Source organism: Pseudonocardia sulfidoxydans NBRC 16205, from assembly GCF_007989085.1.
Classification (GTDB): Bacteria; Actinomycetota; Actinomycetes; order Mycobacteriales; family Pseudonocardiaceae; genus Pseudonocardia; species Pseudonocardia sulfidoxydans.
This window is the reverse complement of sequence record NZ_BJVJ01000052.1, coordinates 1-16,476: the sequence shown is the minus strand read 5'-3', so window position 1 is coordinate 16,476 and position 16,476 is coordinate 1. Positions and strand designations below refer to the sequence as shown.

The window sequence follows — 16,476 nt, the reverse complement described above, 5'->3', positions numbered from 1 at the left end:
CTGCCGAGCGGGCTACGAGCGCTGGTGCGCGAGCCCCGTCCAGACGAGATCCATGAGGTGTTCGGTGGCGTCGGCGGCGCTCGTGCGGGGTTCACAGTCGGGCGTGGATCCGCGCCACAGGGCGAGCCGCTCGCACGCGCCGACGATGACGTGCGCCCACCCGGCGAGCCGTTGTGGCGCGGCGTCGGGGGCCTGGGCGGCGAGCAGTCCGGCGATGAAGTCGGTCTGCTGGGCGCGGATCTCCTCGAGTGCGGCCGCGGCGGCCGGCGACACCGACGCCTCGGTGTAGAGCAGCGACCACGACGGTTTCTGGGCGTCGAGGTAGGAGAAGAAGGCGAGGGTGCCTCGGCGCAGCATGTCCTCGGGTCCGTCGGCGGCGGCCGCGGCGGCGGAGGTGACCTCGAGCAGCTCGGTGCGCACCCGTGCGACGCAGGCGAGCAGCAGGCCTTCCTTGGAGCCGAAATGGCTGTACAGCACGGGTTTGGTGACGCCGACGACCTCGGCGACGGCGTCCATCGACGCGTTCTGGTACCCACGTCCGGAGAACACCGTGACCGCGGCGTCGAGGATCTGTCGCTCACGCTCGGCGCGGGCGACACGGCGCCGGGGCGTGCGGGTCTGCATGGCGGTCGACCCTACCGGCCGCTAAGTTACCCGTGGTAGGTTACCGGCGGTAACACCCAGCGAGGGGGCAGTGATGAACGAGCGCATCGGGGCGGCCGTCCCCGGGGAGATCGTCACCGTGGACACCGCCGTCGTCGGCAGCGGGTTCGCGGGCCTCGGCATGGCCGTCAAGCTCGACGAGGCCGGCCGGCGCGACTGGCTGATCCTCGAGAAGGGCGACACCCTCGGCGGCACCTGGCGCGACAACGAGTACCCGGGCTGCGCCTGCGACGTCGAGTCGCACCTCTATTCCTTCAGCTTCCGGCAGAACCCGGCCTGGACCCGCACCTTCGCGCGCCAGCCCGAGATCCGCGCCTACCTCGAGGACGTCGCCGACCACTACCGGCTGCGCGACCGCATCCGCTACGGCGCCCACGTCACCGGTGCCGAATGGGACGGGACGGGGTGGGACGTCCGTCTCGCCGACGGCTCCACGATCCGCGCCCGCTTCGTCGTCTTCGGCACCGGCGCCCTGCACGACCCCGCGATCCCCGACATCGAGGGCCTCGACCGCTTCGCCGGCACCGCCTTCCACTCCGCCCAGTGGGACCACTCCCGCGAGCTGCGCGGTACGCGAGTCGCCGTCATCGGCACCGGCGCCAGCGCCGTCCAGTTCGTGCCCGCCATCGCGCCCGACGTCGAGTCGCTCACCCTGTTCCAGCGCACCGCCCCGTGGGTGCTCCCCAAGGGCGACAAGCCGATCTCCGACGACGCGCGGCGCCGCTACCGGCGCTTCCCGCTGCTGCAGCGCCTCGCCCGCACCGCCCTCTACTGGCGGCACGAGGTGCTGGTCGCGGGTTTCATGAACCCCCGGCTGATGAAGGTCATCGGCCGCGTCGCCACCACCTACCTCGACCGCTCCTTCGCGAACGACCCCGCGCTCAAGGCAAAGGTCACGCCCGACTTCACCATCGGCTGCAAGCGCATCCTGCTGTCCAACGACTACTATCCGGCCCTGCGCCGCGACAACGTCCACGTCGAGACGACGGGCATCGCCCGCGTCACCGAGACCGGCGTCGTCACCGCCGACGGCGTCGAGCACCCCTGCGACACCATCGTGTTCGGCACCGGGTTCACCATCGCGGACAGCCTGTCCCGCATGACGATCACCGGTCGCGACGGCGCCAAGCTCGGCGACGCCTGGCGTGGCGGCATGCAGGCCCTGCTCGGCACGACCGTCGCCGGCTTCCCCAACCTCTTCCTGCTCACCGGCCCGAACACCGGGCTCGGGCACAGCTCGATGGTGCTGATGATCGAGTCGCAGATCCCCTACGTCCTCGACGCGATGGACACCGTCGACAGGCACCGGGCCACCGCCATCGACACCGTCCGCGAACGCCAGGACGACTTCAACACCGAGGTCCAGGCCAAGCTCGAGAAGGCCGTGTGGAGCCAGGGCGGCTGCAACAGCTGGTACCTCGACGAGCACGGCCGCAACCGCACCCTCTGGCCGGGCGCGACCTTCACCTACCGCCGCCGCACCCGTCGTATCGACCCCGCAGACCACGTCCTGATCTGAGACGTACCGTCTGACCGTGCGGGCCTTCACCTACTCGATCCCCATGACGACGCGGTTCCGCGGCATCACCGTCCGCGAGGGGATGCTCGTCGAGGGGCCCGCCGGCTGGGGCGAGTTCTGCCCGTTCCCCGAGTACGACGACGCCGAGGCCGCGTCCTGGCTCGCCGCGGCGCTGGAGGCGGCTTCTGTGGGGTGGCCGGCGCCGGTGCGGGTGAGCATCCCGGTCAACTGCATCGTCCCCGCCGTCGACCCTCTCCGCGCCCAGGAGATGGTGCGGGACTCCGGGTGCACGACCGCCAAGGTCAAGGTCGCCGACGAGCCCGGCTCGCTGCCCGCCGACCTCGACCGCGTCGCCGCCGTCCGCGACGCCCTCGGCCCCGGCGGGGCGATCCGGGTCGACGCCAACGCCCGCTGGGACGTCGACGAGGCCGTCGCCGCGATCCGCGCCCTCGACCGCGCCGCCGGTGGGCTGCAGTACGTCGAGCAGCCCTGCGTCACCGTCGAGGAGCTGGTCGCGGTCCGCACGCGTGTCGACGTCCGCATCGCCGCCGACGAGGCCATCCGCCGCGCCGACGACCCCCTCGCCGTCGACGTCACCGAGGCCGCCGACGTCGCGATCCTCAAGGTCGCGCCGCTGGGCGGGGTGCGCCGGGCGCTCGCGGTCGCGGAGGCGTGCGGGCTGCCGTGCGTCGTGTCCTCGGCGTTGGAGACGAGCGTCGGGCTGGCCGCGGAGATCGCGCTGGCCGCGGCGCTGCCGGAGCTGGAGTTCGCCTGCGGGCTGGGGACGGTCGCGCTGCTGCGTGAGGACGTCGTCGACGCGCCGCTGCGGCCGGTCGACGGGATGCTCCCGGTGCTGCGCCGGGCCCCCGACCCGGTGCGTCGCTGCGCCCTCGCCGCCGACGGCGACCGCGCCGCTTGGTGGGGTGCCCGCCTGGCCCGGGTTTCGTCGCTCGTCCCGTAGTCCGGGCGCAACCTCACGGTCGTCTCGCGGCGCCGGAAGAGCAGTGAGGTTGCGCGCGGTTTGTCGGGCGCAACCTCACGGTCGTCCGACGGCCGGAACGCAGCAGTGAGGTTGCGCGCGGTCTGTGCGGTCGGCACCCAACACCGCGCGCAGGTACCGATCCCCGCGCAGGGCCGACCTCTCGTCGGCCGGGAACCCCGCCGGTGATCGTCAGCCGATTCTCGCCGGGGTTAGGGTGACCTGGTCATGTCCGTAGTGGTCGTCGGGGCCGGGCTGGCCGGGATCGCCTGCGCCACCGAGCTGGTGGCAGCGGGTGTCGAGGTGCGCGTGCTCGACCGCGCCGACCACGTCGGCGGCCGGATGGCCACCCGCACCGTCGACGGGCGGGCGGTCGACACCGGCGCCGCCTACTTCACCGTGCGCGACCCGGAGTTCGCCGAGGTCGTCGCCGGCTGGCGCACCGCGGGCCTGGCCCGGCCGTGGACGCCGGAGCTGGCGGTGCTGAGCGGCGACGGGCCGGGCCGCTCGCCCGGCCCGATGCGGTGGTCGGCGCCGCAGGGGCTGCGCAGCCTCGTCGAGGACCTGGCGTGCGGGCTTCCCGTGGAGCTCGGCCACCAGGTGCGCCACGTCCGCCCGGGGCCGACCGTCGACGGGGAGCCTGCCGGCACCGTCGTCCTCGCGATGCCCGACCCGCAGGCGGTGCGCGTCCTCGACCCTGCCCTGGCGGCGCACGCCGCGGCGGCGGGACGCCGCTGGCGCCCGGTGGTGGCGGTGGCGGCAGGGTTCGCGACGCGGTCCTGGGCGCCGCTGCCCGCGGCGTTCGTCAACGGTCATCCGGTCGTCTCGATGGTGGCCGACGACGGTGCCCGCCGCGGTGACGCGGCCCCCGTCCTGGTGGCGCACACGACCTCCGAGGTGGCCCGCACGTACGACGCCGACCCGGATGGCGCGATCCCGGAGGTGCTCGCCGCGGTGTCGGAGCTGCTCGACGTGCGCGCCGAGCCGGTGTGGACGCGCGCCTACCGCTGGCGCTACGCCGCGCCGGAGGACGACCGGGACGTGCCGTTCCTGCTGGCTGGCGACGGCGTCGCGCTGGCAGGCGACGGGTGGGGGAGCCCGCGGATCGAGACGGCGTGGCGGTCGGGGACGCTGCTGGGCCGGGAGCTGGCCCGGCGGCACCGGGCGTCGTAGCGTCGGGGCATGGAGACCGCCGAGCCCGTGTCGCCGCTGGACCGTCCCTTCGGTGACGACCGGCCCGCCCGGCTGGCGACGCTCGACGCGGACCCCGCCGCCGAGGCGGTACTCGCGGAGCTGCGCGCCGCGCTGCCCGCGGACCGGCTGCTGACCGATCCCGACACGATCGGCCCCTACGTCCACGACGAGGCGGAGTGGGCCGAGTACGGCACGCCGGTCGCGGTGGTCCGTCCCCGCACCACCGACGAGGTCGCCGCGGTGGTGCGCAGCTGCGCGCGCCATCACGTCGCCGTCGTCCCGCGCGGGGCGGGGACGGGCCTGTCGGGTGGCGCGAACGCCGTCGACGGCTGCCTGGTGCTGAGCCTGGAGCGGATGAACGACATCGTCGAGATCGACCCGGGGGAGCGGCTGGCGGTCGTGCAGCCCGGCGTGGTGAACGACCACCTGCGGGCGGCGGCCGCCGCGCAGGACCTCTGGTACCCGCCGGACCCGGCGAGCGCGCCGTGGTCGACGATCGGCGGCAACGTCGCCACCAACGCGGGTGGGCTGTGCTGTGTGAAGTACGGCGTGACCCGCGACTACGTGCTGGCCCTGGAGGTCGTCACCGCGGCGGGCGAGATCGTGCGGGTGGGCCGGCGGACGGCCAAGGGCGTCGTCGGCTACGACCTCGCCGGGCTGATGGTCGGCTCCGAGGGGACCCTCGGCGTGATTACCGAGGTCACCGTCCGGCTGCGACCGCTGCGGACGACGCCGCCGCGCACCGTCGTCGGCTTCTTCGACTCGCTCGCCGACACCGGTGCCGCGGTCGCGGCCGTCACCGCGGCCGGTCTGCAGCCGGCGGTGTTCGAGCTGATCGACCGGCACAGCCTGCGGGCGGTCAACGAGTGGCGCAACGCCGGCCTGCCCGAGAACGCCGCGGCGCTGTTGCTCGCCCAGACCGACCTTCCCGAGCCGGCCGCGACCGCCGAGGCCGAGGGCATCCTCGCCGCGTTCGAGGCGTGCGGGGCGAAGGACGCCATGATCTCGACCGACGCCGTCGAGGCCGACGCCCTCTTCGAGGCCCGCCGGATGGTGTACCCGGCGCTCGAGCAGCGCGCCGACGCCGTCCTCACCGAGGACGTGTGCCTGCCCCGGCAGAAGCTGGCCGACATGCTCGCCGAGGTCGAACGCATCGGGGAGCGGCACACCACGTTCATCGCCACCGTCGCGCACGCCGGCGACGGCAACCTGCACCCACTGATCATCGTCGACCGCCACGACGTGGACGCCCGCCGCCGCGCGCAGTCGGCGTTCGAGGAGATCATCGACGCCGCGATCGCGCGCGGAGGGACGGTGACCGGTGAGCACGGCGTCGGCCTGCTCAAGCGTGCCGGGATGCGCCGCGAGCAGTCGCCGCAGGTGCTGTCGATGCAGCGGGCGATCAAGGCGGCGCTCGACCCGCTGGGGATCCTCAACCCCGGCAAGGTGGTGGGTTGAGATGTCCTCCGACCGGGCACGTCACGACATGCGTCCCGCCACCGAGGTCCCGTCGACCGCCCGCACGTTCCGAGCCCCCGCCGGGACGAGCGCCCCCCGGCTGGCCGGGCTGCGCGGAGTGACCGCGGCCCCCGACCCTGCCGTCGTCACCGAGACGCAGCGCTACGACACCGACGACCTCCGCCTCGCCGCGGCCGGCATCCGGCTCGAGCTCGCAACGGGTCCCGACGACGCGCAGTGGCGGCTCACCCTGCCCGGCGAGGACGACGTCATCCGGCTGCCCGCGACGGTACCCGACGTCGAGGGCGCGGACCCGCACGACCCGCCCGCCGAGCTCGACGAGCTGGTCCGCGGCGTGCGCCGTGACCGTGAGCTGCGGCCCGTCGCCCGGGTCCGCACCGTCCGCACGACGACGCGGCTGCTCGCCTCCGGCACCCCGCGGGCGGCCCTCGACCGCGACGACGTGTCGGTGGCGACGCTGGGGGAGTCGACGACCGTCGACACGTGGACGGAGTTCGCGCTGCACCCGCCCGCCCGCGGCACGGCGCTGGCCTCGGAGCTGGAACGACGCCTCGGTGACGTCGGCGCCGTCGCCGCGGCCCCCGGCGCCGACGACCGCGTCGACGAGCTGCTCGCCCCCGCCCGTCCGCGACGGGTGCGCCGGGGGAAGAAGGGCACCGCCGGGCGGGTGCTGGTCGACTACCTCGCCGCCCAGGTCGACGCCCTTGCGGCGCAGGACATCCGGGTCCGTCGCGACGAGCCCGACGCCGTCCACCAGATGCGTGTCGCGTCCCGGCGGCTGCGCAGTGCCCTGCAGGCCTACCGCCCGCTGGTCGACCGCGAACGCACCGACCCGCTCGTCGACGAGCTGCGCGAGCTCGGCCGCACCCTCGCCCCCGCCCGTGACGCCGAGGTGCTGCGCGAGCGGATCAGCGCCGGGATCGCGGGACTCGACCCCGGCCTCGTGTTGGGCCCCGTGCAGGCCCAGGTCACCCGGCACTTCGCCCGGATCGAGGCCGAGGCCCGCGCCGCCGTCCTCGCCGAGCTCGACGGCGACCGCTACGCCCGGCTGCGCACCGCGCTCGACGACCTCCTCGCCGATCCGCCGCTCTCGGCGCGGGCGGGCAAGCCCGCGGAGAAGGAACTGCCGAAGGTCGCCGGGAAGACGGCGCGCCGGCTGGAGAAGGCCGTCGCGGTCATGGAGGACGAGCCCACCGACGACGCGATCCACCGCGTCCGCAAGGACGCCAAGCGGATGCGCTACGCCACGGAGCTCGCCGCGCCCGCCGTGTCGAAGAAACAGGTCAAGGCGTTCCGCAAGGGCCTCAAGGGGATGCAGACCGCACTCGGGGAGCACCAGGACTCCGTCGTGTCCCGCGAGGCGCTGCGTGAGCTCGGTGCCCAGGGCCACGCGGCCGGCGACAACGGGTTCACCTTCGGTGTCCTGCACGGCCACGACCGGGCGATGGCCGCGCTCGTCGAGTCCCGGCTGCCCGGGCTCTGGGACGTCGCGTGGGCGAAGAAGGCACGCCGCTGGCTGCGGTGACCGGCCACCGACGACAATCGCCGACGTGAGCGAGCCCCGCGACCCCGTCGCCGACCTGCGCCGCATCGCGTTCCTGCTGGAACGCGCCCACGAGTCCACCTATCGGGTGCGTGCATTCCGTGGGGCGGCGTCGGTGCTGCGACGCAAGACCGTCGACGAGCTGGCGCAGCTCGCCGGGTCGGGCGAGCTCGTCCGGCTGAAGGGCGTGGGCGAGGTGACGGCCCGCTGCGTCGAGGAGTCGCTCACCGGCGAGGAACCCGTCTACCTGCGACGGCTGCGCGCCACCGAGGACACCCCGCTCGACGAGGCCGCCGCCACCCTGCGCGAGGCGCTGCGCGGCGACTGCCACTCCCACACCGACGCCTCCGACGGCGGGTCGCCGCTCGCCGAGATGGTCGAGACCGCGATCGACCTCGGCCACGACTACCTCGTCATCACCGACCACTCGCCGCGGCTCACCGTCGCCAACGGGCTGTCCGCCGACCGGCTGCGGGCCCAGCTCGACCAGATCGCCGCCCTCAACCAGGCCCTCGACGGCCGGTTCCGGGTGCTCACCGGGATCGAGGTCGACATCCTCGACGACGGCGCCCTCGACCAGGACGCCGACCTCCTCGACCGGCTCGACGTCGTCGTCGCGAGCGTGCACTCCAAGCTGCGGATGGCGAAACCGGAGATGACCGCACGGATGCTCGCCGCCGTCGCCAACCCGCTCGTCGACGTGCTCGGGCACTGCACCGGCCGGATGGTGACGGGGCGGCGCAAGCGTCCCGAGTCGGAGTTCGACGCCCCGTCGGTGTTCGCCGCGTGCGCCGAGAACGGGGTGGCCGTGGAGATCAACTCGCGGCCCGAGCGGCTCGACCCGCCCAAGCGGCTGCTGCGCCTCGCGGTGGAGGCGGGCTGCGAGTTCACGATCGACACCGACGCCCACGCCCCCGGCCAGCTCGACTGGCTCGACAACGGCGTCACCCGCGCGGTGGCGTGCGGCGTCGACCCGGGGACGGTCCGCAACACCTGGACCGCCGACGCCCTGCTGGCCGCCCACGCGTAGCCGGGGCCCGGCTCGGCGAATTGCACGAACGGCACAGTCGCGCAACTCAGTGGCACCACTGTGCCGTTCGTGCAACCGGGCCCCGGCCCGCCACAGCGAACGAACGGCCCGCTGGCGCAATTCAGTTGCGCGACTGTGCCGTTCGTTCGGAATGGGCAGGCTCAGCCGCTGCGGAGCTTCGCGTCGCCCAGCAGCGAGAACACCCGGATGCGGACGACCGGGGTGCCGGGGACGCGGGGGACCGGGGCGAGGTCGACGCGGCGGTCGCCGAGCAGGCTGAAGCCGACCAGCTCGGCCTCGACGCCGTCGGGGACGACGACGTCGGTGTCGCCGATGATCGACCACACGTCGACGGTGACGGGTTCGCTGCTCTGCTCGGTGACGACGGCGCCGCGCAGGTCGAGCTCGACGTCGCCGATGAGCAGCACGGCGGTGGTCTTGCGGCGCAGGGCCCAACGGCCGCGGCGGCGGATGTCGCCGATGACGCTGACGAGCGTCGAGCGGGCCGGCTGGGTGCTGCCGACGACGGGCGCGGCGGGGAGGTCGGCGACGACGGCGTCGAGCTCGCCGGCGTTCTGTGCCTTCCAGACGAGCGCGGAGCGGTCGGTGAACTCGTCGAGGGTGAGTCTGCCCTCGCCGACGGCGCGTTCGAGCTGGTCGGTGATGGTGCGGCGGGCCGGGTCGAGGGACTCGGGCGGTGTCTGGTCGGGAGGCTGCGCGACCGTCATGGTTGCCACCCTAGCCCCACCCCTGTCCGTTTTGACCGGAGTCGATCACGCGAGTGAGAAGTCCGCGAAGTCGAACCCAGGGGAGACGATGCAGCTGACGAGGGCGGGCTGGGCGCCGAGGAGTCGTGCGGTCTGCCAGACGCCGGGTGGGATCTCGCGTTGGGGCAGCGCGCCGTCGCCGGGTGGGCCGAGGACGGCCTCGTCGGGAGGGCCGGGGGTGTCGAGCGAGCCGCCGAGCGCGAGGCCGACGGGTGATCCGGTGTGCCAGCACCACAGTTCGGTGGAGCGGACGCGGTGCCAGGCGGAGACGCCGTCGAGCAGGTAGAGGATCGCGGTGGCGGTGGGGCGCGGCCCGTGCGGGGTGTCGACGGTGCCGGGTGCGGTCCAGGTGCGTCGGTACCAGCCGCCCTCGGGGTGCGGGGCGAGGTCGAGCTCGGCGGCGAGGTCGGGAACGGGCACGGGCGTTGGTTACCGACTGCGCCCGTGGGGCGCAAGTTCTCGTCGACATCGCCACGATCGAGGTACACGTCCGGGTGGAAGGGTTCCCCGACGGTGACGAGCTGGGGTGAAATGAGAGGCGTCGCGGGACGGGAGGGGCCAACGGTGCTGAGGTCGGTTTCGCCCCTTATGTCGCCTGCGACCCCCGAACGTGAGCGGCGGCGGACGAAAGGATCTGGGGCCGTCCGCCGTCGCTCACGGCCTGCCCGACGCTGCGGAGCGGTCCAGCTCGTCGGCCGTGGGCGGGTCGGCACCACGTCGTGAGCAGGTGATCGCCGCGGCCCGGATCGCGCCGTCGAGGACCGCGTCGAGATCGTCGGCGGCGATGGCGCGCAACGCCTCCCGCGCAGCGGCGCCGAACAGACCGCGGGTGTGCAGGCCGGTCAGCAGCCCCGCGGAGAAGGTGTCGCCGGCCCCCACGGTGTCGACGACCTCCACCGGTCGCCCCGGCAGCCGCGTCCGCAGGCCCGCCGCGGTTGCGGCGAGGACGCCGTCGGCGCCGAGGGTCACCGCGACCAGCGCGGCACCGCGGGCGAGCCAGTCGTCGACCACCGTGTCGTAGGACGTCCCGGGCAGCAGCCAGTCGAGGTCCTCGGAGCTCACCTTCACGATGTCGGCGAGGCCGACCATCTCGTGCACCCCGGCGAGGACGTCGCCGCCCATCAGCAGCGGCCGGCAGTTGGGGTCGTAGCTGACCGTCGCGGTCGGGGCGGCGCGGCGGACGAGGTCGCGCAGCACCGCGGCCCCGGGCGCCGTGGTCAGCGCGAGCGACCCCGTGTGCAGGGCGACGACGGGGCCGGAGAGTGCGTCGGCCAGCTCGTCGGCGGTCCACTGCCAGTCGGCCGTCCCGGCGACGCGGAAGTCGTAGCTCGCGACACCGCGCTCGTCGACCTCCACCACCGCCATCGACGACGGCTCGGCGGCGGCGACGACGTGGCTCAGGTCGACGCCGTTGCGCTCCAGGTGGGTGCGCAGCCTGCGGCCGAGGAGATCGTCGGCGAGGCGGGCCAGCATCCGCACGGGGACGCCGAGCCGGGCCAGTCCGACAGCGGTGTTCGCGGGGCTGCCGCCGGGTGCGAGCTCGTGGTAGCCGGCGACGGGGGCGGGCACGATGTCGACCAGCGCCTCGCCGGCGACGGCGACGACCCCGGGCGCGGGCACCGGGTCAGTCCTGGTCGGACCGCTCGACGGACGGGGAGTCCCCGGGGTCGGCGTCCGTGCCGGCCTCCGGCTCCGCCGCCACGATGCGCTCCAGGTTCGCGAGCACCTCGTCGTAGATCGCGGCGAGTGCCTTGGGGGCGAACCGGCGCTCGAAGAACCCGCCGATGCCGCCGGCGCCCTGCCAGGTCGAGGTGACGGTGACGGTGCAGGTGATGGGCGGGCCGGGGGTGACCTTCCACGTCGTGACCATCGTGGAGTTGCGGTCGGTCTCGACGATCTTGTCGTGCATGGGCAGCGAGACGTCGACGACGACCTCGCGCGACCGCTTGCTGGTGGCCTGCAACGTCCAGCCCGCGACCGTGCCCTCGCCGACGGTGCCGCTGTGCAGCACGTAGTCGCGGTAGTGCTCGGTGAGGATGCGGGGGCGGACCGTCTCGTAGTCGGCGAGCATGCGCCGGACCCGGAACGCGGGGGCGGAGATCGTGCGCGTGGCACTGGCGGTGACGTCGGCCATGCCGGACATCCTGCTGCAAGTGACCTGGCCGTCGCACAGCGGATCACCGAGGTCGTGATAGGCATTGCCGGATGCGCGGCCGTCGGATCCCGGTGCTCGTCCTCGCCGGGTTCCTGGGCGCGGGCAAGACGACGCTGCTCAACCACCTGCTCGCGCACAGCGCGGACGTTCGGATCGGCGTGATCGTCAACGACTTCGGCAGCATCGGGATCGACGCGATGCTCGTCGGCGGGCAGGCCGACGGTGTGGTACCGCTCGGCAACGGCTGCCTCTGCTGCGCCGTCGGCGAGGAGGGCGTCGGGCCGCTACTGGAGAAGCTTGCGGGCCCGTCGTCGGAGGTCGACGTGATCGTCATCGAGGCCAGCGGCATCGCCGAGCCGGGCGCGCTCGTGCAGCTGGTGCTCACCGCGGGCACCGCGCGGACGACGTTCGGCGGGCTGGTGCAGGTGGTCGACGCCGCGGAGTTCGAGACCACCCGGGCCCGGCACCCGCAGGTCGAGGGGCACGTCGGCCTCGCCGACCTCATCGTGCTGAACAAGGCCGACCGCGTCGACCCGGCCAGGTTGTGCCGGGTCCGGCGGGCGTGCCGGGAGGCCAACGGACGTGCGCCGATCGTCCCGGCGAGCCACGGCGTTGTCGATCCGGGGCTGCTGTTCGACATCCACGTCGTCCCCGGGCGGCAGCTGATGCTCGCCGGGGCCACCGACGACGACCACACGAACCACCTGCACGCCGCCTACGAGGCCGTCGAGTACGTCACCGAGCGCCCGATCGACCCGCGGCGGTTCGTCGAGCTGCTCGACCGCCGGCCCGCCGGGACCTACCGGGTCAAGGGGTTCGTCGACTTCGGGGTGACCGGGCACCGGCAGCGGTTCGGGCTGCACGCCGTGGGCCGGTACCTGCGGTTCGACCGGACGTCGTGGCCGCGCGACGAGCCGCGGCGGACGGGTCTGGAGTTCATCGGCTCGGGTGTCGACGCCGACGCGCTGCGGTCCGCGCTGCGTGCCTGTGAGCGTGAGGAGCCCGCCGGTCCCGACGACATGCTCGCTGTGCTGCGGTACACCTTCGACAGGTGAGCGTCCGGGTCGTACTCGGGAGTAACCTGCGGGCATGGTCCGCGAGTGGGCCCGGCTGCGGGCGTGGCGAGTGGCGTTGCGAGTCGTGTTCGGGCTGCCCCGACCGCTCAAACGCCTGGTCGCGGGCCCGCCCGTACGCATCGACGACCAGCAGCTCGACCTCGACCTGCAGCTGCTCAACCGCGTCGGTGAGCTGCTGTCGTCGGAGAGCGAGGACCGCCTCGGCGAGGCCGCACTCGCCGAGCAGCGCCGCCAGGCCGACTTCGCCGCCGAGATCGTCGCCGTCGGCGCCCCCGACGACATCGAGACCTACGACCTCACCGTCCCCGGCGCCACCGGCCCGCTCGCCGCGCGCCTCTACGTCCCGCCGTCGGTGCCGACGACGTCGGGGATGGTCGTGTACTTCCACGGCGGCGGGTTCGTGCTCGGCAGCCTCGGCTCGACCGATCCGCTGTGCCGGCTGCTGGCCGCGCAGTCGCAGCTGCGGGTGCTCTCGGTCGACTACCGGCTCGCCCCCGAGCACCCCTACCCGGCCGCGCTCGACGACGCCATCGCCGCGTTCGCCCACGTCGCCGGCCACGCCGACGAGTTCGGCGCCGACCCCCGCCTGCTGGCCGTCGGCGGTGACAGCGCGGGCGCCAACCTCGCGCTCGTCGTCGCGCACCAGCAGGCCGCCGAGGGGCTGCCGTCGCCGTCGTTCGTGCTGGCCCTGTACCCGGCCACCGACGCGGAGCGCAGCGGCGGCTCCCGCGAGCTGTTCGGCTCCGGCTTCGGCCTGACCGCCGAGTACCTCGCGGAGCTGGAACGCGCCTACCTGCCCGACGGCGTCCCCGACGACGACGCCCGCGGCGCCATCCTGCGCGCCGACGACCTGTCCGGGATGCCGCCGGTCTACCTGTCGACGGCCGGGTTCGACCCGCTGCGCGACGAGGGCGAGGAGTTCGCCGCCCGGCTGCGCGACGCCGGCGTCCCGGTGCTGGCGCGACGGTTCAGCGGGCTCGTCCACGGCTACGCGAGCTTCACCGCGATCAGCGCGGCCGCCCGCGACGCCACCCTCGACGCCGCCAGCGCCGTCCGCGCGGGCCTGTCGCTGGCCGTCCGCGACCATGACCGCGACCGGGGCCCGGTGGGTGCGCGCGCTATGGAGCGAATCACCCGCGCGGTCGGCTAACACCGCGGCACGGTCGTCGATACCTGGTTGTAGCAGTCGGCTTTCGCATGTGAACGGGACACGCACGATGGAACGACCCGCCGCCGGGCGGCACCCTTTGCAGACGCTGGTCCGTACCCGGCGAGGCTTCGTCGTGTTCGATCCGCGGATCGTCGAGGGCACGCACTACTCCATCGACGACCACGGCGCGCTCGTCCACGACCGGGTGCCCGCGGGCGCGACCCTCGGGGTCGTCGTCGCCGCGGGCGCGGCCGGTGCGCTCTTCCTCGGCGACGGCTGGTGGAAGCTGGCGTGGCTCGTCGCCGGCCTGCTCGTCGGCGCGGTGCTGGCGGCGCTGCTGCTCGCGATCGTGGACCTCGTCGACAGTCCCGAACGTCGCTACCGCAAGCTCACCGGCTCACGACGGTTCAGCCGCAACGTCACCGACACCACCGACCCGTCGACGTGGCAGCTGTGCGTGCTGGGCTCGCGTGTCGCCGACAGCCGCGCGTGGCGGACCGGGCTCATCGACCCCGACCGGCTGCTCGGCCCGCTGCTGTGGTCGGCGGTGTCGGGGGACGACTCCGGGGAGACCGTCCGCGACACGTTGACCGAGCTCGCCGACGTCGCCACCGAACTGGACGCGACGGGCCCGGTCCCGGGACGCCGCCGCCCGAGCACCGTGACCGGGCAGGACGACACGCTCGACCCCGTCGTCGTCCTGCGCGCCCGTGCCGACGCGCTCCGCGACCGGCTGCGCTGCGCCTGACCGCGGGGCGTGGCCCGACCGGGGGACGTTGCGCGCGAACGCCGCTGATCATCACCCGGGGAGAATTTCGGCCCTCCCGGGCGTCGTGGCCGGGCACTACGGTCGGGGGTCGACGGCCGGCCTGCGCCGGCGACCTCCGAACGGCAAGGGAACCCCATCCGATGATCTTCATCGCGCTCAAGGCGAAGATCCGCCCCGAGAAGCGGGACGAGTGGCTCAAGGGCATCGCGCAGTACACCGCGGATGTCAACGCCGAGCCCGGCAACATCTCCTTCGAGTACTTCGAGAGCACGGAGCACCCGAACGAGTTCGCGATCCTCGAGGCCTTCGTGGACTCGGCGGCGGGCGAGGCGCACGTCGCGATGGACCACGTGAAGAAGTTCTTCGAGTGGATGCCCTACCAGGTCGCCGAGCGCCCGAAGATCATCTACCAGGAGCTCGACGGCTGGAACGACATGGCCGAGGTGACTCCCGCCGAGTGACGGCGCCCGTCGGCCCCGCGCGCAACCTCACGGCCGTGAGCGAGCGCGGATCGAGGGCATGACGGCACCTATGATCGCCGCGTGTCCGGCGACGTGCTCATCCGCCAGCTCGAGTACCTCGTCGCGCTGGGCCGGGAACGGCACTTCGGCCGGGCCGCGGCGGCCTGCCACGTCAGCCAGCCCACGCTCTCGGCCGCGATCCGCAAGCTCGAGTCGGAGCTCGACGCCGTGATCGTGCTGCGGGGCAGGCGGTTCGAAGGGTTCACCGACGAGGGCGCGCGGATCCTGGGCTGGGCCCACCGCATCCTCGCCGAGCGCGACGCCCTCTACGCCGACCTCGACCGCATGCGCGACGGCATCACCGCGACCGCACGCATCGGCGCCATCCCGACCGCGATCCCGGCGACCCCGCTGATCACCGAGCTGTTCGGCCGGCGCAACCCGCTGGCCCGGGTGCGGATCGAGGCGCTGCCGTCGCGGGAGATCAGCAGGCGGCTCACCGAGTTCGAGCTCGACGCCGGCGTCACCTACCTCGACGACGAGACCCCGCCCGGCACCCGCCGCGTCGAGCTGTACCGGGAGCGCTACCTCCTGCTGCTGCGCGACGACGACCCGCACGCCGACGACGACGTCGTGACCTGGGAGGCAGCCGCCCGGATGCCGTTGTGCGCGCTACCGCCGTCGATGCGCAACCGGCGCATCCTCGACGCCACGATGGCGGCGGCGGGGGAGCGGCTGGACCCGGTCGTCGAGGCCGACAGCGTCGACGGGCTGTACGCGCACGTCGCGTCGCGCCGGCTCGCGAGCATCGTCGCCCACACCTGGCTGCACGCGTTCGGTGTCCCGGCGGGGATGTGCGCGCGACCGCTCGCCGAGATCCGGCCGCGGCCCGTCGTGGGGCTGATCGTGCCCGACCGCGAGCCGGCGTCGATCCTCGCCGAGGCGCTCGTCGAGGTCGTGACCGGCGCCGACATCGGCCGCAGCCTGGAGGAGGCGGTCCTGTGACTAGGACTCCTCGCCGCGCCGCACCCAGCGCGTGAGGTCGTCGTCGTCCGCGACGGCGTCGGCGGCCACGACCACGTACGCCTCGACGACCTTGGCGCCCATCATCAGCGGCTGCACGTGCGGTTCGGCGAGCGCCGCGTCGCGACCCTGCACGCCGACGCGGACCATCAGCCCGCCCTTGGTGACCCCGCAGCACATCCGGCCGTCGACCAGGAACGAGCGTCCCCCCACCATCCGTTTCTCGACGACGTCGGCGCGGCCGTCGAACAGGGTGCGGAGCCGTCCGAGCAGTTGGTCGTCCACGACGTGCAGCACACCACACCGCCACCAACCCCTGTGAGCGGCAATAGTCGCTATGGCGACTATTGCCGCTCACGAGGTCCGTGCGTCAGTAGCCGGTCGGGGTGGCGTCGAGGACGACCGTCGTGGTCTCCAGGTACGGCGCCACGCCCTCGGTGCCGCCCTCGCGGCCGACGCCCGACTGCGCGAACCCGCCGAACGCGATCCCGAAGTCGGTGCGGAAGGCGTTGTGGCCCACCGTTCCCGACCGGATCCGGCGGGCGACGGCGAGCGCGCGGTCGGCGTCGTCGGTGACGACCGAGGCGGTCAGGCCGCAGATCGTGTCGTTCGCGGATCCGCACGGCGCCGGCCCCGACGAGCGGTCGTGAGTGGCGATGGTCGCTATA

The 16,476-nt window shown here is 73.8% G+C and carries 18 protein-coding genes; 11 read left to right on the top strand and 7 right to left on the bottom strand.

Annotated features, from left to right (window positions below):
- Nucleotides 1-12: 12 nt before the first annotated feature.
- The gene (locus tag PSU4_RS21595) at nt 13-624 is read right to left on the bottom strand and encodes a TetR/AcrR family transcriptional regulator (RefSeq protein ID WP_147111457.1); all 612 of its coding nucleotides are present in this window, start codon (nt 622-624) and stop codon (nt 13-15) included.
- Between the two features lie 73 nt (nt 625-697).
- Between PSU4_RS21595 and PSU4_RS21590 the strand changes: the two genes are divergently transcribed.
- The 6 genes from PSU4_RS21590 (at nt 698) to PSU4_RS21565 (ending at nt 8,407) form a co-directional block, all read left to right on the top strand.
- Nucleotides 698-2,182 carry a flavin-containing monooxygenase gene (locus PSU4_RS21590; protein ID WP_147111455.1) on the top strand — a complete coding sequence of 495 codons (1,485 nt, stop codon included), beginning with the start codon at nt 698-700 and terminating at the stop codon, nt 2,180-2,182.
- Nucleotides 2,183-2,198: 16 nt separating this feature from the next.
- Nucleotides 2,199-3,143 carry an o-succinylbenzoate synthase gene (locus PSU4_RS21585; protein WP_281290722.1) on the top strand — a complete coding sequence of 315 codons (945 nt, stop codon included), beginning with the start codon at nt 2,199-2,201 and terminating at the stop codon, nt 3,141-3,143.
- A gap of 246 nt (nt 3,144-3,389) precedes the next feature.
- Complete coding sequence (locus PSU4_RS21580) at nt 3,390-4,334, top strand: NAD(P)/FAD-dependent oxidoreductase (protein WP_147111451.1); 945 nt, start codon at nt 3,390-3,392, stop codon at nt 4,332-4,334.
- 9 nt (nt 4,335-4,343) lie between these two features.
- Nucleotides 4,344-5,813, top strand: coding sequence for an FAD-binding oxidoreductase (locus PSU4_RS21575; protein WP_246115263.1), 1,470 nt, complete (start codon nt 4,344-4,346; stop codon nt 5,811-5,813).
- 1 nt (nt 5,814) lies between these two features.
- Complete coding sequence (locus PSU4_RS21570; RefSeq protein ID WP_147111449.1) at nt 5,815-7,359, top strand: CYTH and CHAD domain-containing protein; 1,545 nt, start codon at nt 5,815-5,817, stop codon at nt 7,357-7,359.
- Nucleotides 7,360-7,384: 25 nt separating this feature from the next.
- Complete coding sequence (locus PSU4_RS21565) at nt 7,385-8,407, top strand: PHP domain-containing protein (protein ID WP_147111446.1); 1,023 nt, start codon at nt 7,385-7,387, stop codon at nt 8,405-8,407.
- A gap of 161 nt (nt 8,408-8,568) precedes the next feature.
- Here the strand turns inward: PSU4_RS21565 and PSU4_RS21560 are convergent, their stop codons facing one another.
- The 4 genes from PSU4_RS21560 to PSU4_RS21545 form a co-directional block, all read right to left on the bottom strand.
- On the bottom strand, nt 8,569-9,135 hold the full coding sequence (locus PSU4_RS21560; protein ID WP_147111444.1) for a DUF1707 SHOCT-like domain-containing protein: 567 nt from the start codon (nt 9,133-9,135) through the stop codon (nt 8,569-8,571).
- A gap of 45 nt (nt 9,136-9,180) precedes the next feature.
- Nucleotides 9,181-9,594: a cupin domain-containing protein gene (locus tag PSU4_RS21555; RefSeq protein ID WP_147111441.1), complete on the bottom strand. Its 414-nt coding sequence runs from the start codon at nt 9,592-9,594 to the stop codon at nt 9,181-9,183.
- A 234-nt stretch (nt 9,595-9,828) separates the two neighbouring features.
- Nucleotides 9,829-10,794 carry a carbohydrate kinase family protein gene (locus PSU4_RS21550; RefSeq protein WP_147111438.1) on the bottom strand — a complete coding sequence of 322 codons (966 nt, stop codon included), beginning with the start codon at nt 10,792-10,794 and terminating at the stop codon, nt 9,829-9,831.
- Nucleotides 10,795-10,798: 4 nt separating this feature from the next.
- Nucleotides 10,799-11,308 (bottom strand): SRPBCC family protein, encoded by a 510-nt coding sequence (locus tag PSU4_RS21545; RefSeq protein WP_147111436.1) that lies wholly within the window; start codon nt 11,306-11,308, stop codon nt 10,799-10,801.
- Between the two features lie 71 nt (nt 11,309-11,379).
- On the opposite strand from PSU4_RS21545, the gene PSU4_RS21540 reads away from it, so the two are divergent.
- The 5 genes from PSU4_RS21540 (at nt 11,380) to PSU4_RS21520 (ending at nt 15,790) form a co-directional block, all read left to right on the top strand.
- Entirely contained in the window at nt 11,380-12,384 is a 1,005-nt protein-coding gene (locus tag PSU4_RS21540) for a CobW family GTP-binding protein (protein WP_147111433.1), read from the top strand.
- A 34-nt stretch (nt 12,385-12,418) separates the two neighbouring features.
- On the top strand, nt 12,419-13,555 hold the full coding sequence (locus tag PSU4_RS21535; RefSeq protein WP_147111431.1) for an alpha/beta hydrolase: 1,137 nt from the start codon (nt 12,419-12,421) through the stop codon (nt 13,553-13,555).
- 67 nt (nt 13,556-13,622) lie between these two features.
- Complete coding sequence (locus PSU4_RS21530; RefSeq protein ID WP_147111428.1) at nt 13,623-14,303, top strand: hypothetical protein; 681 nt, start codon at nt 13,623-13,625, stop codon at nt 14,301-14,303.
- A gap of 161 nt (nt 14,304-14,464) precedes the next feature.
- On the top strand, nt 14,465-14,785 hold the full coding sequence (locus tag PSU4_RS21525; protein WP_147111426.1) for a putative quinol monooxygenase: 321 nt from the start codon (nt 14,465-14,467) through the stop codon (nt 14,783-14,785).
- A gap of 81 nt (nt 14,786-14,866) precedes the next feature.
- On the top strand, nt 14,867-15,790 hold the full coding sequence (locus PSU4_RS21520) for a LysR family transcriptional regulator (protein ID WP_147111423.1): 924 nt from the start codon (nt 14,867-14,869) through the stop codon (nt 15,788-15,790).
- Here PSU4_RS21520 and PSU4_RS21515 read toward each other — a convergent pair whose 3' ends face one another.
- Both PSU4_RS21515 and PSU4_RS21510 read right to left on the bottom strand, forming a co-directional pair.
- On the bottom strand, nt 15,791-16,093 hold the full coding sequence (locus PSU4_RS21515) for a TfoX/Sxy family protein (RefSeq protein WP_147111420.1): 303 nt from the start codon (nt 16,091-16,093) through the stop codon (nt 15,791-15,793).
- 85 nt (nt 16,094-16,178) lie between these two features.
- Nucleotides 16,179-16,476: aldehyde dehydrogenase family protein (locus tag PSU4_RS21510; protein WP_147111417.1), on the bottom strand; the 298-nt coding region annotated here is incomplete at its 5' end.

Coding starts and splice junctions, on each gene's coding strand:
- PSU4_RS21595 (WP_147111457.1), bottom strand. CDS start 624: ATGCAGACCCGCACGCCCCGGCGCCGTGTCGCCCGCGCCGAGCGTGAG.
- PSU4_RS21590 (WP_147111455.1), top strand. CDS start 698: ATGAACGAGCGCATCGGGGCGGCCGTCCCCGGGGAGATCGTCACCGTG.
- PSU4_RS21580 (WP_147111451.1), top strand. CDS start 3,390: ATGTCCGTAGTGGTCGTCGGGGCCGGGCTGGCCGGGATCGCCTGCGCC.
- PSU4_RS21575 (WP_246115263.1), top strand. CDS start 4,344: ATGGAGACCGCCGAGCCCGTGTCGCCGCTGGACCGTCCCTTCGGTGAC.
- PSU4_RS21570 (WP_147111449.1), top strand. CDS start 5,815: ATGTCCTCCGACCGGGCACGTCACGACATGCGTCCCGCCACCGAGGTC.
- PSU4_RS21560 (WP_147111444.1), bottom strand. CDS start 9,135: ATGACGGTCGCGCAGCCTCCCGACCAGACACCGCCCGAGTCCCTCGAC.
- PSU4_RS21545 (WP_147111436.1), bottom strand. CDS start 11,308: ATGGCCGACGTCACCGCCAGTGCCACGCGCACGATCTCCGCCCCCGCG.
- PSU4_RS21540 (WP_147111433.1), top strand. CDS start 11,380: ATGCGCGGCCGTCGGATCCCGGTGCTCGTCCTCGCCGGGTTCCTGGGC.
- PSU4_RS21535 (WP_147111431.1), top strand. CDS start 12,419: ATGGTCCGCGAGTGGGCCCGGCTGCGGGCGTGGCGAGTGGCGTTGCGA.
- PSU4_RS21530 (WP_147111428.1), top strand. CDS start 13,623: ATGGAACGACCCGCCGCCGGGCGGCACCCTTTGCAGACGCTGGTCCGT.
- PSU4_RS21525 (WP_147111426.1), top strand. CDS start 14,465: ATGATCTTCATCGCGCTCAAGGCGAAGATCCGCCCCGAGAAGCGGGAC.